Source organism: Pusillimonas sp. T2, assembly GCF_002236805.1.
GTDB lineage: Bacteria > Pseudomonadota > Gammaproteobacteria > Burkholderiales > Burkholderiaceae_B > Neopusillimonas.
Genome location: NZ_NIQA01000007.1, coordinates 65,471 through 85,672, shown reverse-complemented (window position 1 = coordinate 85,672; position 20,202 = coordinate 65,471). Strand labels below are relative to the sequence as shown.

The 20,202-nt window shown below is 64.5% G+C and carries 25 protein-coding genes and 1 pseudogene; all 26 read right to left on the bottom strand.

Annotated elements, in window-relative coordinates; all coding sequences use genetic code 11:
• Positions 1-82: 82 nt before the first annotated feature.
• Positions 83-832 carry a TIGR03747 family integrating conjugative element membrane protein gene (locus PuT2_RS11725; protein ID WP_033972371.1) on the bottom strand — a complete coding sequence of 250 codons (750 nt, stop codon included), beginning with the start codon at positions 830-832 and terminating at the stop codon, positions 83-85.
• On the bottom strand, positions 829-3,018 hold the full coding sequence (gene traD / locus PuT2_RS11720; protein WP_033972370.1) for a type IV conjugative transfer system coupling protein TraD: 2,190 nt from the start codon (positions 3,016-3,018) through the stop codon (positions 829-831). The genes PuT2_RS11725 and traD overlap by 4 nt, the downstream gene beginning before the upstream one ends.
• 4 nt (positions 3,019-3,022) lie before the next feature.
• Entirely contained in the window at positions 3,023-3,562 is a 540-nt protein-coding gene (locus PuT2_RS11715; protein WP_029886384.1) for an integrating conjugative element protein, read from the bottom strand.
• On the bottom strand, positions 3,559-4,161 hold the full coding sequence (locus PuT2_RS11710; RefSeq protein ID WP_029886383.1) for a transglycosylase SLT domain-containing protein: 603 nt from the start codon (positions 4,159-4,161) through the stop codon (positions 3,559-3,561). Before PuT2_RS11710 ends, PuT2_RS11715 begins: the two co-directional genes overlap by 4 nt.
• Complete coding sequence (locus PuT2_RS11705; protein WP_009459680.1) at positions 4,143-4,868, bottom strand: TIGR03759 family integrating conjugative element protein; 726 nt, start codon at positions 4,866-4,868, stop codon at positions 4,143-4,145. Before PuT2_RS11705 ends, PuT2_RS11710 begins: the two co-directional genes overlap by 19 nt.
• A 14-nt stretch (positions 4,869-4,882) precedes the next feature.
• Positions 4,883-5,524, bottom strand: a complete 642-nt coding sequence (locus PuT2_RS11700; protein ID WP_029886382.1) for a hypothetical protein — start codon at positions 5,522-5,524, stop codon at positions 4,883-4,885.
• Positions 5,521-6,120, bottom strand: coding sequence for a PilL N-terminal domain-containing protein (locus PuT2_RS11695; RefSeq protein WP_029886381.1), 600 nt, complete (start codon positions 6,118-6,120; stop codon positions 5,521-5,523). The genes PuT2_RS11700 and PuT2_RS11695 overlap by 4 nt, the downstream gene beginning before the upstream one ends.
• 147 nt (positions 6,121-6,267) lie before the next feature.
• Entirely contained in the window at positions 6,268-6,474 is a 207-nt protein-coding gene (locus PuT2_RS11690; protein ID WP_009459683.1) for a hypothetical protein, read from the bottom strand.
• A gap of 115 nt (positions 6,475-6,589) precedes the next feature.
• The gene (locus tag PuT2_RS11685; RefSeq protein WP_033972367.1) at positions 6,590-8,869 is read right to left on the bottom strand and encodes a helicase-related protein; all 2,280 of its coding nucleotides are present in this window, start codon (positions 8,867-8,869) and stop codon (positions 6,590-6,592) included.
• Positions 8,870-9,004: 135 nt separating this feature from the next.
• Complete coding sequence (locus PuT2_RS11680) at positions 9,005-9,310, bottom strand: hypothetical protein (protein WP_009459685.1); 306 nt, start codon at positions 9,308-9,310, stop codon at positions 9,005-9,007.
• An 89-nt stretch (positions 9,311-9,399) separates the two neighbouring features.
• A complete protein-coding gene (locus PuT2_RS11675) occupies positions 9,400-9,720 on the bottom strand; it encodes a hypothetical protein (RefSeq protein WP_033972366.1) in 321 nt (106 codons plus the stop codon).
• A gap of 49 nt (positions 9,721-9,769) precedes the next feature.
• Complete coding sequence (locus tag PuT2_RS11670; RefSeq protein ID WP_371039864.1) at positions 9,770-10,948, bottom strand: DUF6094 domain-containing protein; 1,179 nt, start codon at positions 10,946-10,948, stop codon at positions 9,770-9,772.
• On the bottom strand, positions 10,945-11,592 hold the full coding sequence (locus PuT2_RS11665) for a hypothetical protein (RefSeq protein WP_033972364.1): 648 nt from the start codon (positions 11,590-11,592) through the stop codon (positions 10,945-10,947). The genes PuT2_RS11670 and PuT2_RS11665 overlap by 4 nt, the downstream gene beginning before the upstream one ends.
• Before the next feature lie 76 nt (positions 11,593-11,668).
• Positions 11,669-11,929 (bottom strand): hypothetical protein, encoded by a 261-nt coding sequence (locus PuT2_RS11660; RefSeq protein ID WP_033972363.1) that lies wholly within the window; start codon positions 11,927-11,929, stop codon positions 11,669-11,671.
• Positions 11,930-11,945: 16 nt separating this feature from the next.
• Complete coding sequence (locus PuT2_RS11655) at positions 11,946-12,353, bottom strand: hypothetical protein (protein WP_033972362.1); 408 nt, start codon at positions 12,351-12,353, stop codon at positions 11,946-11,948.
• A 105-nt stretch (positions 12,354-12,458) separates the two neighbouring features.
• Positions 12,459-12,800 carry a hypothetical protein gene (locus tag PuT2_RS11650; protein ID WP_033972400.1) on the bottom strand — a complete coding sequence of 114 codons (342 nt, stop codon included), beginning with the start codon at positions 12,798-12,800 and terminating at the stop codon, positions 12,459-12,461.
• Positions 12,801-12,895: 95 nt separating this feature from the next.
• Positions 12,896-13,585 (bottom strand): DUF3275 family protein, encoded by a 690-nt coding sequence (locus PuT2_RS11645; protein ID WP_033972360.1) that lies wholly within the window; start codon positions 13,583-13,585, stop codon positions 12,896-12,898.
• Positions 13,586-13,642: 57 nt separating this feature from the next.
• Positions 13,643-14,545, bottom strand: a complete 903-nt coding sequence (locus PuT2_RS11640) for a DUF3577 domain-containing protein (RefSeq protein WP_033972358.1) — start codon at positions 14,543-14,545, stop codon at positions 13,643-13,645.
• Between the two features lie 368 nt (positions 14,546-14,913).
• Positions 14,914-15,267 carry a DUF3085 domain-containing protein gene (locus PuT2_RS11630; protein WP_009459699.1) on the bottom strand — a complete coding sequence of 118 codons (354 nt, stop codon included), beginning with the start codon at positions 15,265-15,267 and terminating at the stop codon, positions 14,914-14,916.
• Between the two features lie 125 nt (positions 15,268-15,392).
• Positions 15,393-16,205, bottom strand: a complete 813-nt coding sequence (locus PuT2_RS11625; RefSeq protein ID WP_033972355.1) for a hypothetical protein — start codon at positions 16,203-16,205, stop codon at positions 15,393-15,395.
• 288 nt (positions 16,206-16,493) lie between these two features.
• Entirely contained in the window at positions 16,494-16,772 is a 279-nt protein-coding gene (locus PuT2_RS11620) for a hypothetical protein (RefSeq protein ID WP_033972353.1), read from the bottom strand.
• A 97-nt stretch (positions 16,773-16,869) separates the two neighbouring features.
• On the bottom strand, positions 16,870-17,607 hold the full coding sequence (locus PuT2_RS11615) for an ABC transporter substrate-binding protein (RefSeq protein WP_093971211.1): 738 nt from the start codon (positions 17,605-17,607) through the stop codon (positions 16,870-16,872).
• A gap of 80 nt (positions 17,608-17,687) precedes the next feature.
• Positions 17,688-18,319, bottom strand: a pseudogene (locus tag PuT2_RS11610) (hypothetical protein).
• Between the two features lie 172 nt (positions 18,320-18,491).
• Positions 18,492-18,884, bottom strand: a complete 393-nt coding sequence (locus PuT2_RS11605; RefSeq protein ID WP_023103928.1) for a hypothetical protein — start codon at positions 18,882-18,884, stop codon at positions 18,492-18,494.
• 21 nt (positions 18,885-18,905) lie between these two features.
• On the bottom strand, positions 18,906-19,118 hold the full coding sequence (locus PuT2_RS11600; RefSeq protein WP_003290186.1) for a hypothetical protein: 213 nt from the start codon (positions 19,116-19,118) through the stop codon (positions 18,906-18,908).
• Positions 19,119-19,448: 330 nt separating this feature from the next.
• Positions 19,449-20,006: a hypothetical protein gene (locus tag PuT2_RS11595; protein ID WP_023103929.1), complete on the bottom strand. Its 558-nt coding sequence runs from the start codon at positions 20,004-20,006 to the stop codon at positions 19,449-19,451.
• Between the last annotated feature and the right edge of the window lie 196 nt (positions 20,007-20,202).

The window sequence follows — 20,202 nt, the reverse complement described above, 5'->3', positions numbered from 1 at the left end:
GATCAGCAATGGCTCGATCGTGGAGATCGGGGCTGTTTCAGGCCGCAAACAATAGGAACCTGCAGATGACCGGATTGATCTGCTAGAGGTACTTCTTGAAGCTGCCCGCAGTCAGGCTCACGGCCAGTCCCAGCAAGGCGGCGCTCGGCAACAGGATCAGCAATGGATGCACCGAGATCGGCAGCGCCAGGTACGTGATCCACGGCAGCACGGCCAGCGGCATGAGGCTGGCTTTCGCACGGTGGTAGATGAACCCGGATTCGCGGCCCGCGCCGAACCTGCGCACGTCGCGTCGCACCAGACCGTCAATCAGACCGACGAAAGCGGCCGTGAAGATCAGTGGCAACGTGAGCACCAGGACCAGCAGGCGCACCAGGAAGGTCAGCGTCGTGAAGGCTGCGGCGATGAGGTAGCTCTCGGCCCAGACATAGACTTGGCTGATGTAGTAGCGGAAGTTGCGCGTCTGCTCGTGGCTGGGCGCGCGGACGCGCTCGGCGGTCTGGCTCATGCGCGCCAGCAGCCCCGAGCGAACGAACACCCATTCGTAGCCTGTATCCACCAACTCGTGCGCCGTGCGCCCTGGCTCCTGCACGACCACGCTGCGCGTGAAGTGGCTGGACAGGTGCCCAAGCTCGTACTGCAACATCTGCTGGGAATGGCGCCAGCCCTGATCCTTCCAGAACAGGTGCATGCCGACGCACTCCACCACGATCGAGAACAGCAGCGAGCCAATCAATACCCCGAGCAGGCGAAATGGCAAGGTGATGGTGCCGACGATCAGACCCTGGCGCTGGTTCTGCTCCCGCTGCGCGGTCGAGGCGGCGTCCTTCATGGCGCGGCCTCGTCGGTACTGTGGTCGGTGTCGGTGGCCACCGCAGCAGGCTCGGCTGGAGCAGCATCGTCCAGCAGGTCATCGGGCAAGGCCGCATCCTGCAAGGCAGGGGAGCTAGTGAAATCCCACCACTGCGTGGCCTCGCTGTAGCTCTGGCGCATGTATCCGGCCAGTTGCTGCAGATCCGCCGGCATCACTTCATCCGGGTCTGGTGTCGGCAGCGGCATGCGAACCTTCCAAAGCTGGCCGCCTTGCAGCAGCGCGAAGCACTGGCCTTTTGGCAGGCCGACTACGTGCGATGGCTCGATCATCGGCACGCTGGACATGCTGATGCGGTCCTGGGTGTTCGACGTGAAATCCGTCGCGCCACGGATGTCCGAGCTGTCGGTCGCCCCTGAGACGATGGTGGTGGTATAGACCTCGACCTTCGGCAACTGCCGCGTCAGCAGTTCGGCGGTGGCCGTCTCGCGCACGCGCAGCATGAACAGGTTGTTGAAGTTGCCGATCACCTGGCCAGCTTTCGCGCGGTTGCCGATACGGGCCTCGATGTCCGAGAGGGTCTGCGTGTACGCGGTGACTTGCAGCCCGGCGCCGCCGCCTTTGTTGATAAGCGGCACGAATTCGTCACCCATGAGTTCATTGAATTCATCCGCATGGACGTTGATCGGCACGCGCGCGCCAGCCGAAGCGTCAGGCAGGCCATCGTCGATCCCGTGCTTGTAGATATGACCCGCGACCGAAACCAGGTCGGAGAACATGGAGTTGCCGACCGCTGCGGCAACCTCGGCGTCGGACAGCGCGTCCAGTCCCACATAGACGATGGCGCGCTTCCTGATGACTTGCATCCAATCGAAGATCGGGCGCGGGTCGGTCAGGTCGGAGTAGTTCGGGGCCAGGAGTTGGGCGATCTTGCCGCTGGTGAGCTTTTCCAGCAGCGGCAGCAACGATGCGACGATCTTGTCGAAGTAGGTCTTGTCGTACCGAACTGCCGAGCGCAGGCCGTCGAGCACCGGGTCGTAGTTGCGCGCCTGGGAGAGGTACTGCTCCAGCGCGACCACGCGCTTCTCGCGCCCGATCATGTTGCGCGGGATGTTCTTCTCGTTGAGCTTGGCCTCGATCTGGACGATCACCTCCCAGGCCTTGGGCTCGGTCTTGGCGAAGTAGTGCTGGGCGTACTCGATAAACAGTGCGTCGATGTTGATGACGTGCCGCTGGATCAGCATGTAGTCCGGGCGCTGCCCCAGTTCCACCAAAGCGCGGGCAATGATGTTGACGAAGCGCCACGCGAACTCCCGGAAGGCCGCGCTGTTGCCTTCACCGGAGAGTTGCCCTGCGATACGGGTGGCGACTTCCGAGATGCGACCGAAGCGTCCTACCGCGTTGTAGCGGGCGCTGATTTCCGGCCAACCGAGATGGAAGATGTAGAACTCGCCTTCACGGCCTGTGCGCTGGGCTTCGACGTACATCCGCTTCAGGAGATCCGCGTCGCCCTTGGGATCGATAACGATCACGACCTCGTGCTCGCCGGCAGCGTTCTTGCGACGGATGTCCTGAGTCACAAACAGCTCGGCCAGCCGCGTCTTGCCCACGCGCGTCGTGCCCAGCACCAGCGAATGTCCGACGCGCTCACCCAGCGGCAGGCTGACGTCCACCTCGTCGGGTTCGATGCCATGCAGCCGCGGCAGGCCACCTACAGGTGGCAGCGGGCGCACAGGGTTGAAAGGAACGTCCCAGCCCGTGAGAGCGGAGAGCCGGGACAGCGGGAACGGCGCGAATTCCAGCCGTTCCTCCAGCCGACGCGCCAGGCGATAGGCCGGTGTCGGCTCCGCGTAGCGGCGAAACTCCGGCCGGTATGTCTGCATGAGCCTATGGGTGTGCTTCTGCTCCCACAGGAATCCGCGCCCGATGAAAAGCCGCTGCTGGCTGACGGGCACATCCTTGCTTGTCATCACGTAGCGCGGCAGGCGGCGGATGTTGCGCCTGTAACGCAGGATGACGCGAGCGTCGCGGTAGCGGATCGCGCCGTAGGCGCCGAACGCCAGGGCGCTGCCGACGCCCATGGCAGGGCTCAGCGCGAGCGACCACGGGGCCACCAGGGACAGAAACGCGGCGCCTGCACACGCTGCGACGGTGTATAGCTCCACCGCTGGGCGTAGCAGAACCTCGATCGGCTGTTTCCCCGACATGGCTTCATTGCTCGATGCCGGTGGCCGTGATCAGCGCCGGGTAGTGCCGCAGGCCCAGGCGATCGGCCAGGTCGTCTCCGGCTACGGGCGCGAGCGGCACGCCCGGCACCAGGGCACGCAGCCGTGCCAGGCCCTGCGCGGTCTCGACATTGACCACCAAGCCGACCGCGCCGCGTTCGCGCAAAGCAATGCCGCGGCGCTGCAACCAGGCCCGGGAGGCGTCGTCGTCGCCGATGACCACGAACGGCCGCAGGCCGGGCGCTTCGATCACGCGCCGCGCGACGGTGCCAGGCGTGAGTTTGGCGCTGCGCACCGGCAGCATCGCTGCCTCGTCCGCGGGTGTGGCGGGAACCTGTGGCGTCGGAATGGGCGGCCGGGCCGGGACATCGGCGCGCGGCTGGAGGTTGAGGGCCTCGTAGTACGGCAGCGCCGACGTGCCACCGCGATCTTCGACCACGATCAGCGGATCGCCGGCACGCGATGCCAGCGGCAGACCCGCCAGCAGCACAAGCAGGCCCCGCAGGGCCAGATGGGATTTCGTCATGGGGAAGTCTCCTGGCGCGTGGCGAGCACCGCGGCGTTTGGGCGTGCGCCCTGCACACGCGCGAGATGGCGCGACACGCTGCGCCGGTAGCGGGCGGCGGGCTCGCCGCCCGCAGGACGGTGGTAGCGGCCGATCGCCAACAGCCAGTCTTCGCCGGACGTGTGCTGCTCCTTCAGGATCTCAGCGGCGATGGCGAGGTTGCGATAAGGGTCCAGCAGGTCGCACGCGCTGGTGAAGCGGTGCTTGTGGTAACCGAGGTTGATCTGGCCCAGGCCTGCATCGATGCGCGTGTGGGGCGTGGCGCGCATTGCCTGTTGCAAGCCCGAGCAGGCGTCGGCGCGCGTGGCGAAGCGGCGCGACTGGCCGGCGACATTGAGGGACCACGGCCACGGGACGATGCGCCCGTTGCGCCGAACACCGCTCTCCTGCAAGGCCACGGCGTAGAGTACGGTCGAGGGGATGCCCGCCCGCTGTGCGGCGAGCTGGTAGGCCGGTGGTGGAACCTCCTGGGCATGGACGGCGCAGGCGCACAGGCCGGTAGCAAGCAGCAGTGCGCGCAAGAGCTGCGAGACGGAGGTCGCTACGGTTGACGCTGCCATTGGCCGTTCACCTCGCGCACAGCCGCGGGCAAGTCACCGGGCAGGCCCAGCGACAGCCAGCGGCCGCCGTCGTGGTTGAGGGTAATGCTGCCGCTGCGCACGCGCGCCGGGTCGATCTGCGCGCGCTTGGCCCAGTCGCGGATGCGTGCATCGTCCTGGCGGCTGCCCACCATATACAGGTCGAACTCGGCACCCGAGGATTGCAGGCGCTGCACGAGCTGCCCACAGGCCGCGCAGCCGTCCTTGACGAACACCGCCATTCGGCCGCTGCCGCGCGCGGTGCCGGCGCCCGGCCCGTCGTCGGGCAGGTTCACGCGCTGCATGCCGGGGTTCAGGCGCTGCCAGGCTTCGTCGTAGGCGCGTTGGTAGGCGAGCAACTTCTCGACGCGGCGTGCCTCGATTTGCACCTGCAGCTCTGCATAGCGCCGCCGTTCTTCGTCGGTGCGTGCCTCGATGCCTAGGGCAGACAGCGGGTCCAGGTTGGGCGAGTAGATGCCCAGCGGCCCATCCATCAGCTCGCGGTAACGCACCCATTCCTGGGGTTGGAGGCCCCAGTTGCTTGCTACTCGGTCGTCCAGGACGCGGGCGGCCAGCGGGCGCTCCTGGCTCTGCGCATTGCGGGCGGGAGCCGTGGCTGACTGCTGCGCCCACGCGGGCCACTGGACTGAAGCCAGTAGGAGTGCGGAAAGGATGATCGACGGCTTCATGTGGTGTGCTCCGATCAGGGAATCGCCACGCGACGGGTCTGGTCGCCGGCTTGGAACACCGCGGCGCTGCCATCGATTGCCTGCAAGCGCCATGGGCCGACCGCATCACCGGGCAGCAGCACCTGAAGCTGGTCGGGCGTGAAGTCCCCACTGCTCGGCGCGACGGACACGCTGCGCTGGCCTGCGCGCAGTTCGGCGCCGACGATGCGGAACGGCAATGGCGGCGGTTCAGACTTGGCTGCGGGCTTGCTCGATGTGCGCGGCTGGACGGGGGCTGCTGCACGCGCGGCGGTCTGGCGCGTCTTGATCTGCTCGATCTCCGCGCGCAGCGCCTGAAGGTCGTCGGCGGCTGCGTAGCCGCTTAGTGTTTTCTCAACCTGGGAAGCGCGTGCTTCCAGGATTTGGCGGGTGTCTTTGAGGTCCGCCGCCGTTGCGACGGCCGGACGCTGCTGGATGGTCTCGATGGCCTCGGCCAGGGCCACCGCCTGCGCTTCGAGGCGTTGCAGACGGGAATCGAGCCGTTCCTGGTCGGCCTGGTCGCTCATCGCCTGGTAGCCGAGGGCCACGATGACGCTTAGACCGAGCAGCCAGAGCCAGAGCAGGCTTTGCACCACCACGGCGGCGGTCGGGCGACGCGAAGATTGCGGAGCGTTCATGGCTGGCCTCCTGGAGTGGAAGGCATCAGCGGGAAGGTCTGCACCGCATCGGCGGCGGTCGGTTCGGGCATGGGTTCGGCGGCCACGCTGTCGCCGGGCCGCTCGAAGCAAATCTGTCGTGCGCGGTCATCCGCGTGCAGTTCCCAGGCCGGACCAGCCAGGGTGAGCAGCGCATCGCGCAAGGTCATGGGACCGAGATGCAGGTGCGCCGCCGGGAGTGGCAGCTTATACAGCTCGATCACGGCATGCGCCGTTTGGCACAGGCTGTAGCCGCTGCGCTTGAGCACATGCCGCAGCCCATCGCCGACCGTGGCGCGGGCATCCTCGGGCATCGACACGTCGATGGTCTGCAACAGCAGGTCGCGCTGCGCCGCTGTAGGGGCCAGTTCGACCAGCGTGTAGCGGGCGTAGCGCACGACCGGGATGTACTCGGGCGCTTCGGGTTCGGGCGCGGCCGAGACTTCCTCGATGGTGTCGGGCGCGACCGGCGCAGTCGTCGTCGCGCAGCCACCGGCCAGCACCGACCAAAGCAGGCCGAGAAATCCCGCCAGCAGGCGGCGTTCGGGATGGTGAAACCAGGGTGGAGAGGGGCACATAGCTCGGCGTCCTGAAACATCGAGCCCTCACCATCGCCGCTCGGGCTACGAGCGGCAGCAAACAATGCGAACCAGACAGCGCCCGATTTGCCGGCAGCGCCTTCACCAAAGAAAGGCCCCAAGTTGGGGCCTGTGAAAATGGGTCTCTTATTTCTCGTCGTCGATGCCCATGCGCTCACGCATTTCGGCGAGGAACGCCTCGGGGGCCATCAGACCATAGCGTGCCAGGCGCACAGGGATGTCCTCCGCATCGAGGTTCCCATCTTCGATGCGCTGTCGCAGGAAATCCGCAATCTCGGCTTCCAGCTTCCGTTGGGTGTCGATGGCTTCGGACGGTTGGGTGTTGGTATTCATGGAAATCTCCTTGGGATGAAAAAAGCGCAGCCACCTCCACGGAGAACGTGGGCGTGGCTGCAAGGTGGGAACAACAGAAATGCCGGCGGCGCTAGGCCGGCTTGTGGCGTGGGAATCAGGCGGCGACCAGTTGCCGGGCCAGTGCGACCTCGACGGAATCACCATCCTGGTTCAGGACATCCAGCCCCGATTCGGGTACATCGCCCGAGGTGGACTGCGAGACCATGATCTTCTTGGCCATCAGTTCGAGGCATGTCATCTGCGAGGAACCGGCGTAGCCGAGATAGATCACGCGCACGGGGTGCTTCTGCCCGATGCGCCAGGAGCGGCGTGCCGCCTGCTGGAGCGAGTACACGTTGTAGCCCGACTGCATGAACACGATCGTCGGGAACTCCAACAGATCCAGCCCCGTCTTGACCAGCTCGGGGTTGGTGATGAGCACGTCGATGCCACGGTCCAGTTGCTCGGCGATCCAGTCTTCGCGGCGGCTGGCGTCCACGCTCGCGCGCAGCACCGCCACCTTGAAGCCCTCCTGCTCCAGCAGCACCTTCAGGCGCGACGTGGTGTCGCGCGTGCCGGTATAGACCGTGTAGGCCAGAACCTTGCGGCCTTGCGCCTTCTCCTCTTTGCAGATGTCGATCAGCTCGCGCTCTTTCGGTGTCACCTCGAACTCGTTGAACTGAGCCGGGACGAACGCCAAGGTGTTGCGCGTGCGCGGATGCACCACGGTCTCCGACCGGAAGCAGCAATCCGGCCAGGCCAGCAGCACGTTGAGGACCACACCCAGCAAGGTCGTATCGCGTCGCGCCAGAGCCTGTTTCAGCTCCGCGGTCAGCCGACCCGCCAGATCGCGGTAGGCCGCGGCTTGCGCCGTGTCCATCGCGACTTCGCGGAACTCCTCGTCATACGGCGGCAGGACGTTGCCGCCGATGTCCTTGAGCTTGAGGAAGATCGTGAACGGCAGGATGCAGCGCAAGACGCCCTTGGGGCCGAAGCCCGGAGCCTTGACCGTGCGCACCGATACCTTGGTGCCCTTGGCCGTCTTGTGCGCCGTGCCGGTGCTCTCGGAGTAGATGTCCTTCAAGACCCCGTGATCGCGCATGAACGCCATCGCAGCCGAGGTCATGCTGCCGCTCGTGGTCGGGCGGTAGCCGTCTTCGATCATCCGCCCAGGCAGGGCTCGGAACAGCAGATAGAACAGGTCGTCCCCATAGCCGCCCATCAGCGTGCCAGTCAGCAGCAAGGTCTTGCGAGCCTTCGCCGCCAGCACGCCCATGGCCTGGCCTTGGGCACTGCCGCCGTTCTTGTACTCATGGGCCTCGTCGGCGATGAGCAGGTCGAACGTGCCTTGCGGCAGGTACCTCTTGATGAACTCGGACGGTTGGTAGCCGCCCTCGCCGAAGCCGAACTCCATGTTGGCCATCGCGCGTTCCATGCGCGTGGCCTGACGGTCGGAAAAGACCAGTTCGCCGTTGCCGTCCATGAGGTTGATGAACTCATGCACGTTGTCCCCCAACATCGAGGCAAGGAAACCATCACCGAAGCGCTTCATGAGCTTCTGCGCGGTGATTTCCCCGATGGTCGGGATGCGCTTCAAGGCTTTGAGGACGGCCGAGGACTGATCGCTGCCGGACAGGCTGCGCGGGCGGATCAGCGTCCACAAGGGCGCGGCGCAATGGCTGCACTTCCTGCGGTACTCCTCGGCTTCAAGCGCGACCGGGTTGACCGGCTCGCCGTCGAGGTCGGTGATGACCGTGCCGCAGTCCGGGCATGCGGCGACGTCGCCGTGGCGGGTGCGTCGCTGGGTGAAGACAGGCTTCCAGTGGAAGCCCATCCGCATCCTCACGCGGCCCAGGACGAAGAACTCCTGACCCGTGGGCTGCACACCCAACTGCTCACGCAGCTTGATGAGCTTGACGAGCGTATCCGGCCCGTTAAGCACCCACACTTTGGCGCCCGCTACCGTCTCCTGGATCTCGCGCCGCCACTTGTAAACAAGGTGCGGCGGCGAAAGAACCAAGGTGCGGCGGTAGCCTTCGGCGTTGAGCACGGCGGCCGTGGCGATGCCGACGGTCGTCTTGCCGCAGCCCATTTCGCCATTGACGATCGCGGCATGTTCGCCACGGTCAATCAGCAGCTCGGCGGCGGCATGGACGACTTCGGCCTGGGCCTGGAACAGCTTGCGCTTGAGGCTGGCGACGATGAGCTGGCGATGTGCCTGCGGTTGGCCGGTATAGACCGGCGGATTAGCGCTGTTGAGGGCGTCGAGCAGTTCGTCGCCGAACTCGCCGACGAAATCCTGAAGGCTCAGGGTCAGAGGGGAAGATTCCGCATCGAGCAGTTCGCCCTGTACGGGCGCGGCTTCAGCGGCATTGGTTTCGAGATCGAGGGACATGGTGATGCTCCAAAGAAAATGGGGCATGCACCACCCCCAGCGGGGCAGTGGCATGCCCCGTGGTGGGAAGTAAATCGGCGCGTGGCCGAAGGTGGTTGAAGGTGCTGGCCTGGATGGCCAGCGGGTGAACCGTGCTCAGTCCTCGGACGGCAGAACGATGACGGTGGCGCGGCGCTCCGCGTCGGTAACGATGCGAATGGCCAGCCCCGGGTGGATCACGTAGTGCGATGCCAGCGAAGCACCTGATTGAAGTGCGGTGCTGTTGGCCTGCCATTGCTGGACGTTGACGTCGCCCCAGTCACCACGGGTGTGGCGCCTGAAGTACGGGATCGGGTCGAGGCGACCCGAGCGGACCAGGCGGTCAATGCCTTTGCTGAAGATAAGCGCCCCGATGGGGAACGCCAGCCTCTGGCAGTAGGTTTCGATGCGATGTGATGCCATGGGCTCCTCCTTGAAAGGTTATTGAGCCACGACACCCCTGGCGGAGTGAAGTGGCTCCGTCAGGTGGATGGGATGACGAGGTGGTGCCTTCAGATCAGGTCGCGCTCTTCGGGAAGCTGGACCACCGTGGTCTGGTGGTCTTCGCTGGTCTTCACGATCAGCACCAACTCCGGCGTGATGCGGTACTGGGAGATCATCAGGTTGTCCTGATCGAGTGCGACATCGTTGGCCTGGCGGGTGGCCTCGTCGATCTCGCCCCAGTCGCCGCGCACGTGGCGCTGTACATAGGACAAGGGATCGATGAGACCTCGGCGGGCCAGCCAGTGCACCTTTTCGCTCAACTGCAACGAGGCCGGTGCGAACAAGGGTTGCTTGTGCGGCGCGGGCCGCTGGAACAGACGTGAGAGCATGGTGTTTCTCCTTCGATGAAGTGCAGCAGGACGTCAGGCGTCCGGGGGATTAGCGGATGGTCAGCACCTCGCCCCGTGTCGGGGAGCCAGGCGTCATGTCCCACGCGCGGATGACGGGCACGAACTTGTCGGTGAGGATGCGGGTCTCGGCGATGGAGCCGTCGTCGCGTTCGGTGAATTCCCGCTGGAGCGTCTTGTCCTTGTGGGTGTCACCCTTGACGACGAGCACGCGCCCGGTCTGGGAGCGCACGACGCCGGAAATCGCACCCGCGGCCAAAGCCAGGGCGAGATGCCAGTGGGACAAGGCCCGCGCCGGTGGACGCAGCGATTGCTGCGCGGCCCCTAGGTGCGTGTCCAGAGACGGCCAGAGACCTTGCAGCCTGCCAACCTCGTCGGTGAACTGTTCGGGCTCCATCGTCACGCGGAAGAAGTGCTCCGGCTCGGCCGGACTGGCGGGGACGATGTACGGCAGGAACGGCCAGTCGCTCGGCAGTTCCTCGGGTTCGACTTCGCCAAGCCCAACCTGCAGCAGCAGATTGCGCACGGCCTTAATCGAATCCGACGCCAGCTCGCGCTGACGCACCCGACGGCCGAAGATCACCACCTGCTTGAACTGCGTCTCCACCGCTCGGTAGATGCGCAGGTCCGTGTAGTGGCGTGTCAGCCAGCCGACCAGCTCCGCGTCGAGCACGTAGCCGGGGACGATGAAGACCAGCACGCCGCCGTATTGCAGCAACGACAGACTGCGCTGATAGAACAGCTTTTCGAGACGGGCGCGGCCTTGGCCCTGATAGCCGATGTTGCCGTTGATGTCCTTGGACAGGTCGCCATACGGCGGATTCAGCCAGAGCAGCCCGAAGGACTGCTTGGAGACCATCGTGTCCATCAGGTCCGCGTGTAGGCAGTGATCGACCAGGCCGCGGGCATGGCGTGCCCGCTCCGCGTCGAACTCGACCGCGAACGCCTTGGCCTGCTCGCGCCCGAGGGCGTGGGCGGCTTCGGCGATCGCCACGCCTTCGCCGGCGCAGGGATCAAGGATGCACATCGGCCCGTCGCTGGGCATCAGTGCGTTGAGGGCTCTTTCGAGCGTGGGTTCGTCGGTTGGGTAGTAACCGTTCTTGGCGAAATTGCGGGCGAGCCGCGGGAACATGAGGGCCATGGAAGTCTCCTGGTTGGCGGGGGATGAATGGCGGAAGCACGCCAAGGCGTGCCTCCGTGGGTGGGTCAGGCCGCTACCGCTTCCGGCGTCCAGATCTTGGCCGGATACGGATAGGCCGTGAGCACGTCACTGCGGATCAGGGAACCCAGCGCCAGGGTCAGCGCCGGCACGTCGATGGCGAGCCGATGGCCTTCCAACGGCCCGAGGGCGAACGGAAGGCGGGCCAGCATCTCGCGGGTTTGCAGCAGTTCCAGCACGGTCTCGCGCCAGTGGTCGAGCAGCGGCAACGGGCAGGTGTCCCGCACCAGCATCCACAGGCGGTCAAGCCGGTGGGCGCTGCCCTGTGGCAGCAGTGCCAGTGCGCTGGCGTTGGCCTTGTCGGGCTTGACGCAGCGCCGGTCGAACAGCCACACGTTGGAGAGCGATCCGAACAGCGTTCGCCGGTAAGCGCGCGTGATGCGCTTTTCCAGGCGATCGACGTTGCCGATGAACACCGGGACGCTGCCGCCCTGGTCGGTGATGACGTGGAACTGGTCCAGTCCCTGCTCGTCGCGCCCGAGGGTCAGGCGAGCGAGGAACTGCTGGACGGCGGTGTCGCGCGCCCAGATGGACAGGAAGATCAGGTTGCCCTGGTCATCGCCGACGCAGGCGTCGGCCATCACGTCCGGGCATTCGTCGATGCGGTACAGCGTGGAAGAAGTATTGGTGGGCATGGTGGTGTCCTCGGATGAACGGGAACAGCATCGCCCGCTGGGGCAAGTACTGCCCCGGGGGGTGGAAGAAAATCGCTCAGTCCGGCTCGAACTGCCGGGTGTGCGGGTTGAAGTGAAGCGCCTCGTCCACCGCGGTGATCGGCGTGAAGCCGTCCAGGTAGATGTTGTTGAGGTACTGGTCGCGGTAGGTCAGTGCCTGCCGTGCCTGCTCCTCGGTGAGGCCGTTGTCGATGAAGTACCCCAGCATTTCTTCGTCGGAGGAAAGTTCGTCGTTGGACAAACTGCCTTCAACGAGCTTCAACAGCGAGGCGGGGAGCGCAGCCAGGATCGGGTCCATGTCGGTTCCTCCTGACTCAGGCCAACAGCGCCGCGGCGGGTGCCGTGGATGCCGTGGGGGTGCGACGCCGCGCGTGGTAGGCGCGAACGCCTGCACGCCAGTCGGCGGACTGCTCCGGCGCCATGTCGAGGTAGCTCAACGGGCACGAGTAGTAGTACGGGTGCATGGACTCGTCCAGCGGCTTGTAGCCCCACTGGTTGCCGCTGCGTTCCAGAAGATCGCAGCGGATGTAGCGCAGGGACTGGCCCGGTGCGAGATCACGATGCACGCCTTCGGCCTTGGCCGTCACTTCCGCGACGGACCAGAGGACGTTGCCGCGCAGCGTGTGGGCGATGACCTTCACGCTGGCGCGCTCGGTCTCCTGCTGTGCGATCAGTTCCGCGATCAGTTCAGACCGCGATTGAGGTGAGAAATACCAGCCCATGAGAGGCCTCCTGAAGAAGTAAAGCCGGAGGCCTCCCCGTGGGGAAGAACCCCCAGCGGGTGATGGAAATGCCGCGTGTGCGGCGAAGGAACCTATGCTTTGCCCTCAGTCCCAGTCGTCATCGTCGCGATCACAACCGGCCGGGCAGTAGCCGAACTCGATCCCATGCGAGCAGTAGCCATGCTCCGCATTCCAGTCCTGGGTTTCCTGCCGTTCGGCAGGTGTTGCGTAGTCCCATTCCCGGGTCGCGATTTCCAGCGCTTGAGTGCGCTGGTCATGCGGCAACCGACTGGCTTGCGCGTCGATCTCCGAGCTGAAAAGCGTGACCCAGTGATCCCAGGACAGGCCGCAACCACGTTGGGCATGCTCGGCGGCCGTCTTGCAAACGGCGCGCCACGCGGTTTCGTCCAGCGCGGAACGGGGTGTATCGCAAGCGATGGTGGACATGATGGAGACCTCCAGAAGAAAGCCGAGGCCTCCCCCCGCATGGGGAAGGAACCCCGGCGGGTGGATGAAGAACACCGCGGATGCGGCGTCCGCAATCACGCAGGTTGCAGTTCGGCCTGGCGGCTCCACTCCTGCGTCTTGAAGTCCAGCGCGTAGCCCAGTTCGCCCAGGCGGGCGATCTGCGCGCGCAGGGCGCGGCGGTCGATGGTCGAATCCAGCTTCACGGACTCGCCCAGCGGCCACAACAGGCCGAACAGCGCGGCGTCGCCATCCTCGGTGCTGCCGGCGGCAGCAGCCGCAGCAGGCGGCGCGTCCACGCCGAAGGGCGTGGTATCGACCAGCGGGTCCGCGGACGCCTGCACGGGTGCAGGTTTGGCGGACCTGGATGCCTTGGCGGGCTTGGCCGGCGTTGCCACAGGCTGCGTCCCTTGCTCTTCATCGAGCGGATCGACTTCCTGCGGGGCGAAGCTATGTGCTTCGGCCTTGCTCAGCTTGTCGATGCCGAAAAGTGTCATACCGTCCAGGTTGGCGCGCATCTCGAAACGCATGCTGCCGTCGCTGATCGGATAGCCTTTGAGGAAGATGTAGCGAAGAACGAACTCCCCTTGGTACTTGCCCTCGGGGTATTGCTCCAACTCCGCGTCTTTAATCGTGAATTTTCCGAGTTGGCATTCGAGCTTGCCAACATTGAACTTTCCGTTGCGGCCGTGAATGGTGCGCAGCGCGAGCTGGCCCGGGACGATGATGGGCGTGGCCGATTTCTCGGGTGCCGATGTGACTGCCATGATGCTTCTCCTTGAGGAATAGGAAAAAGGCAAGGCCCCGTGAGGGGCCATGCCGGATCAGAACGAAGCAGCCAATGCCGGCTCCTGCTCTTCGACTTCACCTGCGGGCTCGCGCTCGGCGGGCTTGACAGGCTGGTCGGCAGCGGTGTCGGCGGCGTCCTCGGCTTCGGGCGCGGGTGCGTCCTCGGCCTGCGCCTGGTTCGTCGGATAGACCTGCGTGCCGTCGATCTTGATCAGACCGATGTGGATCAGCGTCGATTCCAGGCTCGCTCCCGGCTCCCCGGCGCGCTCACCCTTGGTGCGGATGTACGGATCGATCTTCATGTCGTTCAACTTGAAGGCGATCAGCACCTTGCGGTCCCCTTCGATGGCCTGCACGCACCGGCGAACCAGGTGCTCGGCTTCAGGGGTGGCGACGATGGTGTCGAAGTACCGATAGTCCGGTTCACCGACAGGCCCGGCCAGAGCCGCGACGCAGCACGACAGGAACGGATCGCCATCCTTGGGGGTGACGTCCTTCGGACGGCTAAGGTAGCCGATGCCGCGGGTGATCAGCTCGTGCTGCTTGATGGAAGCCAGTTCGGCCCGGTCAAGCGGCTCGGCCTTGAGCAGTCGCGCCTTGAGAGACGCGGCGGCTTCACCCTTGCGCTCGCCCTTGTCGCGGATGTACGCATCGCCCCACAGGTCGCCGAGGCGGAAGCGCACCAGCGGGCGCTGCTTGGGATCGTCAACGCCGATGTAGCGCTGGACGAGGTTCTTGGCCTCGGCACCCGAGACCTTGACGTCGAAGTAGCGGTAGCTGGGGTCCCTGGCGGGGCCGACCAGCGCGGCAACGGTGCATGCCAGGAAAGGCTGCGCACGGCGGCCGCCCCGGACAGGCACTTCACGGACACGCTGGATATAGCCGATGCCCGAGGTGTGGAGGTCGAAATACGATTTCTCGTTGGACGTGGTGTTCATGGTGAATCTCCATAGGGAAGAAGCGGAGACACACCAGCCCCACGCATGCGGGGAAAGGTGCGTAACCCCGCGGTGGGTCGATAAGGCGAAAGCATCCGCCACCAGAGACTGGTGGCCGCTCGCGGATGGATGCGGTGCGAGCTGGCTCGGTCACGCAGTGGGAACTGCGACGCAACCTCGAAGACCGATGGTTGCCCGGCATGTCGCTGACAACGTCAGCAGGCATGGGGTCAGCATGGCCGGGCCTCGCGCGCGCGACAGCAATCAATCGGCATCCGGGCGCTTCCCATTTTTTCCAGGCTGCCCAGTTCCGCCCAAAAGAAAGCCCCCGAAATGGGGGCTTCAAGGGGTATGCGGACATTTTTGGACTACGCCGATTCCACCGCCGCCAGTGACAGATACGTAGCGGTGGCGGACAGCTCCAGATCATCTGAGCTTTGCAGAATGCGAGTGAAAACGCTGTCTTTCGGGTCGAAGAACTCGCCGAAGTCGTCGCCGCCAAGCTCGGCGCGTGCCAGTTCCCACCAGTCATCGAACGGGTCGGTATCCGGGTTGCAGCCGACGGCATAGGCCAGCAGCTTCACGCGGCCATCGGGGCGGCGCTCTCCGCGCTCGGCGAGGAAGTACACGCCCTGGTCCTTGGCCAGGGCGACGCGGCATTGGTTGGCGATGGCCTCGGCAAGCACGGGGCGCAGGTCGGAGCCTCTGAATCGCAGTGACATGGTTGAAATCTCCTGTATGGATGAAGAAAAAAAGCCCTCCACCGAAACGGATGGAAGGCTTGTGGGGCAGTCGCCGATAGGCTGTGGACTGATCAGTCGTGCCGCTAGGCTTCCTGTCTGGCACGTCAGGCTGGAATCGCCTGACGTTGCCGAGAGGCTTTGGCGTCGATCATGCTCACGTCGATCAGGCGCCAGCGCCCGTCGTCGATGAGCCGCTCCAGCACTTCACCGAGCATGTCGAAATACACCCCGTCGTGCCTATCGATCAACTCACCGTCGCGGTGCAGCTCCACCACGTAGGTGTCGCCGCCACGGTCGTAGAGGATCGTCACCTGACCCTCGAACTTGGTGGTTGAGACCGTGAAGCTGATCGCCGGCGGGGTCTCGATGATCTTGGAGGGCTTGGGATCGACCCAGGCGAAGTCGCGGGCACCTGCATCGACCAGCATGTGGGTGATGCACCGGAACCCGTCGGGCGCGGGCATCTCCTCCAACTGCTCGATGAGTTGGCCCAGCTCCATGCACTGCGGCTCGGGAATGGGCAGCTTGGCGGGTGCTTTGCCAAGGATATGCCTCGTGATGGTGTAAGGCGTGCCATCCGAAGTCTTCTCGGTGACGACTTCCGGGGTGTCCGCGCGCAGCCCGTCGAAACGTCGCCGGGCGTAGGGTTGGACATGGACCTTGGCGCCCTCGCTGGGAACGGTGGTCACCAGGTTGGGATCGAGCACGGCGAACTCGGAAGGCTTGAGCTTGACGACGATGGCATCGTCGGTCGCGGAGACTACCTTGCCGTTGAAGGGCTGAGGGTCGATGGCGAAGCCCAACGTCGAGGACTGCGGCTGATCATCGAATACGCGGTATTTGAACGAACGCACGTTACGAGGGACATGGCCCGCGACAAGCGAAGGCATCATGGATTTGATGAGGGAACGGTCCATGGGAATCTCCTTGAGGAAGAACAAGGGATTCCCCGCCCGCAAGGGAGAGGTCCCTTGTGGGTGGCGTGAACGGACGGGGTACGTCCATAGAAAGAAACGACCAGCACGGTTTCCCGCACTTGCAGCCTTGAAGGTCTCGGCTGCCAGGGCATGTGTCGGCAACGCCGACGAACATGGAGCAAGGATGGCTCTGGAATGGGCGGCCTGCTTGCAAGAAATCGCACAGCGTCGCACCCGCTTTCCTGCGCTGCGGACAAGAAAAAGCCCCTCGAAAGGGGCTTGGTTGGGTCAGGCTTCGTACACGAAGTAGTGCTCGCGCTGATGTGGGAAGAAGACATGCTTCCATGTATCGCCGCTGGTGTTGCCACCGTCGAAGACGACCATTTCGTAGTCGTCAATGTCGGTGTCCACCAGGTCGGCGCTGGCGATATGGCGCATGTGCAGCGTGCCGCTCATGCGCTCGAATACCAGGATCTGGCCGATGGCGTCGTCCTGGCCCATGGCATTGACGCAGGCGCCGAGCTGGTGCTCGAAGTCTGGCGTGCGCGAGATGAGGTCGGGGAACATGAGGTTGCTCCTATGAAAATGGACCAGCCCGGCTCCGGGAGGGAGACGGGCCGGTATGGGGGAGAACAAAGAGGAAGGATGTTGCGTCGAGCGGCTGCTAGGATTCGGCCAACGGCAGGCCCAACAGCACGGGTGCGTCGGCGTCGAGAATCAGGATGCGCACGTCGGCCTGGCCAGCCAGTTCAATGACGTTCGCCAGGTCATCCGGCATACCCTTGCTTCGGTGCTCCTGGCGAAGCTGCTCCGCACTGATGCCCTCGGCGTGGTCCAGGTTCTTGTCCGTCCAGGGGGTGGAGATCAGCTTGATGCCGATCGCCGGGCTGTACGGAACCCGGAACGCGATGAACAGGAATGCCTCCGGCGTAGCGAGGTCTGCCAGGTTGGCGAGGTATTGGCCGGTTTCTTGGCTGATGTGTGCGCTGCTGATTTCCCAGCACCGGCTGTAGTAGCCGGTCTCGAAACTCAGGCGCTGTACGACTTCCCGCGCTGCCTCTGCCGAATAGGCGTCGCCGACGTGGATGGGGCGACCGTCGAAGTCGTCGCCATGGATGGCATAGACCACGGCACCGATTACACCTTCGCCGCTGACACCTTCTGCGGTATCGCATTCGGCCAGCACCTCGGCACTCACGGGTTCGGGACCATTCCTGACCACGGCGAAATCGCTGGTGACGATGCACGAGGATGAAATCAGTTCCTCGTCGGAAAAGTGCTTTTGACTCGCGTGGATGATTCGCCAGACATGAGGGCTTCCGTCGTCGTGGCCGATGCACAGCGTGCGGACGATTTTTAGATTCCAGTAGCCGCGGAGAAAGGGATTGGGTTTCTGGGACATGGGAACTCTCCAGATTTGAATAATGGGGCCAATCCCCGCCACCGGGAATTGGACCCGGTGGGTTGAAAGTGGAAAATGCGTCAGTCGGCGCTGATCGTTGGCGTCTGAACCAGCCGTTCGGCGATGCGATGGCGCACATTTAGGCGAAATTGCTCATCGGTGATGCCGGCAAGCAGGTTGGCGGCCTCCAGCGCGATCAACGCTGAGGCCTCTTCGATGTCGGCGGCCAGGATGGTGTTGCGCAGTTGATCGCCGAGTTGAAGCGCCTGCGAGGACGTTCTGAAGACCTGGACCTCGCGGCTCAGGTAGCAGCCGTTGCCGCCGAACTCGAATAGCCTTGGCTTGCTGCAATACCAGCAGCCCTCAAACTGGATGGCCGTCAGGTTATGGCCGTCATCGAAGCGGGTAGCGATCAGAAGCAGGGCTTCCAGGTCGGCGCTGTCCTCGAATTGGTGGTGCTCGATCAGGTTCTCCCGCTCCCCGTCCTGGTCAGCACGGAAGTGCGCGGCCAGCCGTTCAAGCAGAGGCGGAATCGACAACTCAGCACATCTGTCCAGCGTGGATCATTGGTTTCGGCGATCTGGGCGATGTAGGCCTGCCCATTGCCGGGATGGTTTTCGTCGAGCGCGAAAGCACCGAACAGTGCCTTGATGACGGGAGTAACGCGGTTGAGCACGAGAACGCCCGTGCCTTCGTAGTAGTTGTTTGCCATGCTGGCTCCTTTCGAGAAGAGCGGAGCCAGCCCATGCGGACGATGGCATCCGCAGGGAATAGCCCAAGGCCGTTGGCGTCGGGCGATGGGGAAGAAAAATTGAGGGACATGGCCTTATGGGCGCATGTCCCTCACGGGGGGGCGAGAGGACAGTGGCGTGCCGGAGACCGGCTCACCAACCGCTGTAGTTCACCAGCAGGTCGGCGATGACCTTGCGGCGTTCCAGATCGAGACCGTCGAAGTCCGACAGCCCGTGGAAGCGGCAGCGCTTGAGCATGGCACCGCCCTCGCGCGCGTTGTAGAAGCTGACCATGGCGGACAGGAACATGCGTTCGCCGCTGCTCAGGACGCCGAGGGCATCGTTGAGCCGCAGCATGTCGGGACGCAAATCCCACTTGGTGTTGGCCTGGTTCAGGCCTTCACGGGTGCCGTCGCCGAACCACTCGGGACCAGCAATCTCGACACCGCGCTTCCAGGCCTCGAAGAAGGCTTGGGGCGCGGCAGCGAAATGCTGCTCTTCCCGCATGATCTGATCGACGACTTCCCGCGGCAGTAGCTGGTTCATGACGTGATTTCTCCAGTTGGATCAGGGAATGGCGAGCTGGGACCAGCCGCCTCTTTCGAGGGCGCGTTGAGCCGCGGCATAGCTGCGGAAGTACTCGCGGGATTCCCGCGAAACGGGACCTTCGGTATCGCGCGTGCCGATGTAGTGGCCGGCGGCGCTTTGCAAGACTTCGAGCGGCAGGAACTTGCCGCAGTAGGTCAGGGCCAACTGGCCGAAAGAGGCTTGCTGGGACATGGACGGGCTCCTTGGAAAAGCGGGGCCTTGTCCCTCACGGGATGGCAGCTCCCGCACGCGGTTGATAAAAAGCATCAGCGTCACGGGGACGCTCATCCGCAGAATTGATGCGATGCGGACTGGTGGGTGACGCGGGAGAGACCCGCGGCAGCCTGGAACCCTGGCTGCTGGCATGTGCTGACGAATCAGCGAACATGCAGGCAGCTTCGTGCGAGGGCTGCGTCGCGTCAGTTGGAAAACGGCATTCGGCCCAGCCCCGATTGATGAGCACCGGAAAAGAAAAGCCCCGCATCGAGTACGGGGCTGTCAGGAGGGTGCGGTGGCGCTGGGTCAATCGGGCTTGTCGCCCAGGACATGCTGCTTCCACAGGTCGAATGCCCGCTCGGGCGGAAGCTCGGCGAGGATGACGATGGGCTGGGCCTGCCTGGTGCGCAGCGACGCGAAGTACGCCTTGCGGTCGGCGATAGCCTTGAGCTTGATGCCTTTGATGAACAGCAGTTTGCCGTCCTTGATGAACAGCACCTTGTTGCCGATGTCGCGGTTGAAGGCGGCTCGCACCTTGCGCTCCGCGTGCATGGCATCGGCCAGTTCATCGACCAGGAAGTCGAGCGTCATGTCGATGTAATGAGGGTCTTCACCCTCCTGACCTAGATCGAGCGGCGCAGGCGGCAAGCCCTTGGCAAAGGCTTCGGCCTGAGCCAGCAGCGTCGTCTTGCCATTGAGCGCGCGGAGGAATGTCGAGCCGCCATGCCCGTCGTTGCGGGCCTCGGCGATGGGAGTGCCGTCGAACACGATGGTCGCGGTGAAGCACAGCGTTTCCTCGCTGGCGAAGTCGGCGACCTTGAGGTTCTTCAGCGTGATGCGGTCTTGCTTGGTGATGGTGTCCATGGGAAGTCCTGAAATCGACCGGGTGGCGACATGCCCCTGACGGGACGTGGCGACCATCCCGTGGGTTGGAGAAAGGAGGCATCGGTGCCCCGGTGGGCAGCGTTCGCCGGTGAGATGCCGAAGCGAACTGGTGGGTGGCGTGGGCGGAACCCACGGCAGCCTTGACACCCTGGCTGCGGGCTGCTGCCGATACATC

Bases quoted from the DNA above. Each gene is read 5' to 3' on its own strand.
- PuT2_RS11725 (WP_033972371.1), bottom strand. From the start codon at position 832: ATGAAGGACGCCGCCTCGACCGCGCAGCGGGAGCAGAACCAGCGCCAG.
- traD (WP_033972370.1), bottom strand. From the start codon at position 3,018: ATGTCGGGGAAACAGCCGATCGAGGTTCTGCTACGCCCAGCGGTGGAG.
- PuT2_RS11715 (WP_029886384.1), bottom strand. From the start codon at position 3,562: ATGACGAAATCCCATCTGGCCCTGCGGGGCCTGCTTGTGCTGCTGGCG.
- PuT2_RS11710 (WP_029886383.1), bottom strand. From the start codon at position 4,161: ATGGCAGCGTCAACCGTAGCGACCTCCGTCTCGCAGCTCTTGCGCGCA.
- PuT2_RS11705 (WP_009459680.1), bottom strand. From the start codon at position 4,868: ATGAAGCCGTCGATCATCCTTTCCGCACTCCTACTGGCTTCAGTCCAG.
- PuT2_RS11700 (WP_029886382.1), bottom strand. From the start codon at position 5,524: ATGAACGCTCCGCAATCTTCGCGTCGCCCGACCGCCGCCGTGGTGGTG.
- PuT2_RS11695 (WP_029886381.1), bottom strand. From the start codon at position 6,120: ATGTGCCCCTCTCCACCCTGGTTTCACCATCCCGAACGCCGCCTGCTG.
- PuT2_RS11690 (WP_009459683.1), bottom strand. From the start codon at position 6,474: ATGAATACCAACACCCAACCGTCCGAAGCCATCGACACCCAACGGAAG.
- PuT2_RS11685 (WP_033972367.1), bottom strand. From the start codon at position 8,869: ATGTCCCTCGATCTCGAAACCAATGCCGCTGAAGCCGCGCCCGTACAG.
- PuT2_RS11680 (WP_009459685.1), bottom strand. From the start codon at position 9,310: ATGGCATCACATCGCATCGAAACCTACTGCCAGAGGCTGGCGTTCCCC.
- PuT2_RS11675 (WP_033972366.1), bottom strand. From the start codon at position 9,720: ATGCTCTCACGTCTGTTCCAGCGGCCCGCGCCGCACAAGCAACCCTTG.
- PuT2_RS11665 (WP_033972364.1), bottom strand. From the start codon at position 11,592: ATGCCCACCAATACTTCTTCCACGCTGTACCGCATCGACGAATGCCCG.
- PuT2_RS11660 (WP_033972363.1), bottom strand. From the start codon at position 11,929: ATGGACCCGATCCTGGCTGCGCTCCCCGCCTCGCTGTTGAAGCTCGTT.
- PuT2_RS11655 (WP_033972362.1), bottom strand. From the start codon at position 12,353: ATGGGCTGGTATTTCTCACCTCAATCGCGGTCTGAACTGATCGCGGAA.
- PuT2_RS11650 (WP_033972400.1), bottom strand. From the start codon at position 12,800: ATGTCCACCATCGCTTGCGATACACCCCGTTCCGCGCTGGACGAAACC.
- PuT2_RS11645 (WP_033972360.1), bottom strand. From the start codon at position 13,585: ATGGCAGTCACATCGGCACCCGAGAAATCGGCCACGCCCATCATCGTC.
- PuT2_RS11640 (WP_033972358.1), bottom strand. From the start codon at position 14,545: ATGAACACCACGTCCAACGAGAAATCGTATTTCGACCTCCACACCTCG.
- PuT2_RS11630 (WP_009459699.1), bottom strand. From the start codon at position 15,267: ATGTCACTGCGATTCAGAGGCTCCGACCTGCGCCCCGTGCTTGCCGAG.
- PuT2_RS11625 (WP_033972355.1), bottom strand. From the start codon at position 16,205: ATGGACCGTTCCCTCATCAAATCCATGATGCCTTCGCTTGTCGCGGGC.
- PuT2_RS11620 (WP_033972353.1), bottom strand. From the start codon at position 16,772: ATGTTCCCCGACCTCATCTCGCGCACGCCAGACTTCGAGCACCAGCTC.
- PuT2_RS11615 (WP_093971211.1), bottom strand. From the start codon at position 17,607: ATGTCCCAGAAACCCAATCCCTTTCTCCGCGGCTACTGGAATCTAAAA.
- PuT2_RS11605 (WP_023103928.1), bottom strand. From the start codon at position 18,884: ATGAACCAGCTACTGCCGCGGGAAGTCGTCGATCAGATCATGCGGGAA.
- PuT2_RS11600 (WP_003290186.1), bottom strand. From the start codon at position 19,118: ATGTCCCAGCAAGCCTCTTTCGGCCAGTTGGCCCTGACCTACTGCGGC.
- PuT2_RS11595 (WP_023103929.1), bottom strand. From the start codon at position 20,006: ATGGACACCATCACCAAGCAAGACCGCATCACGCTGAAGAACCTCAAG.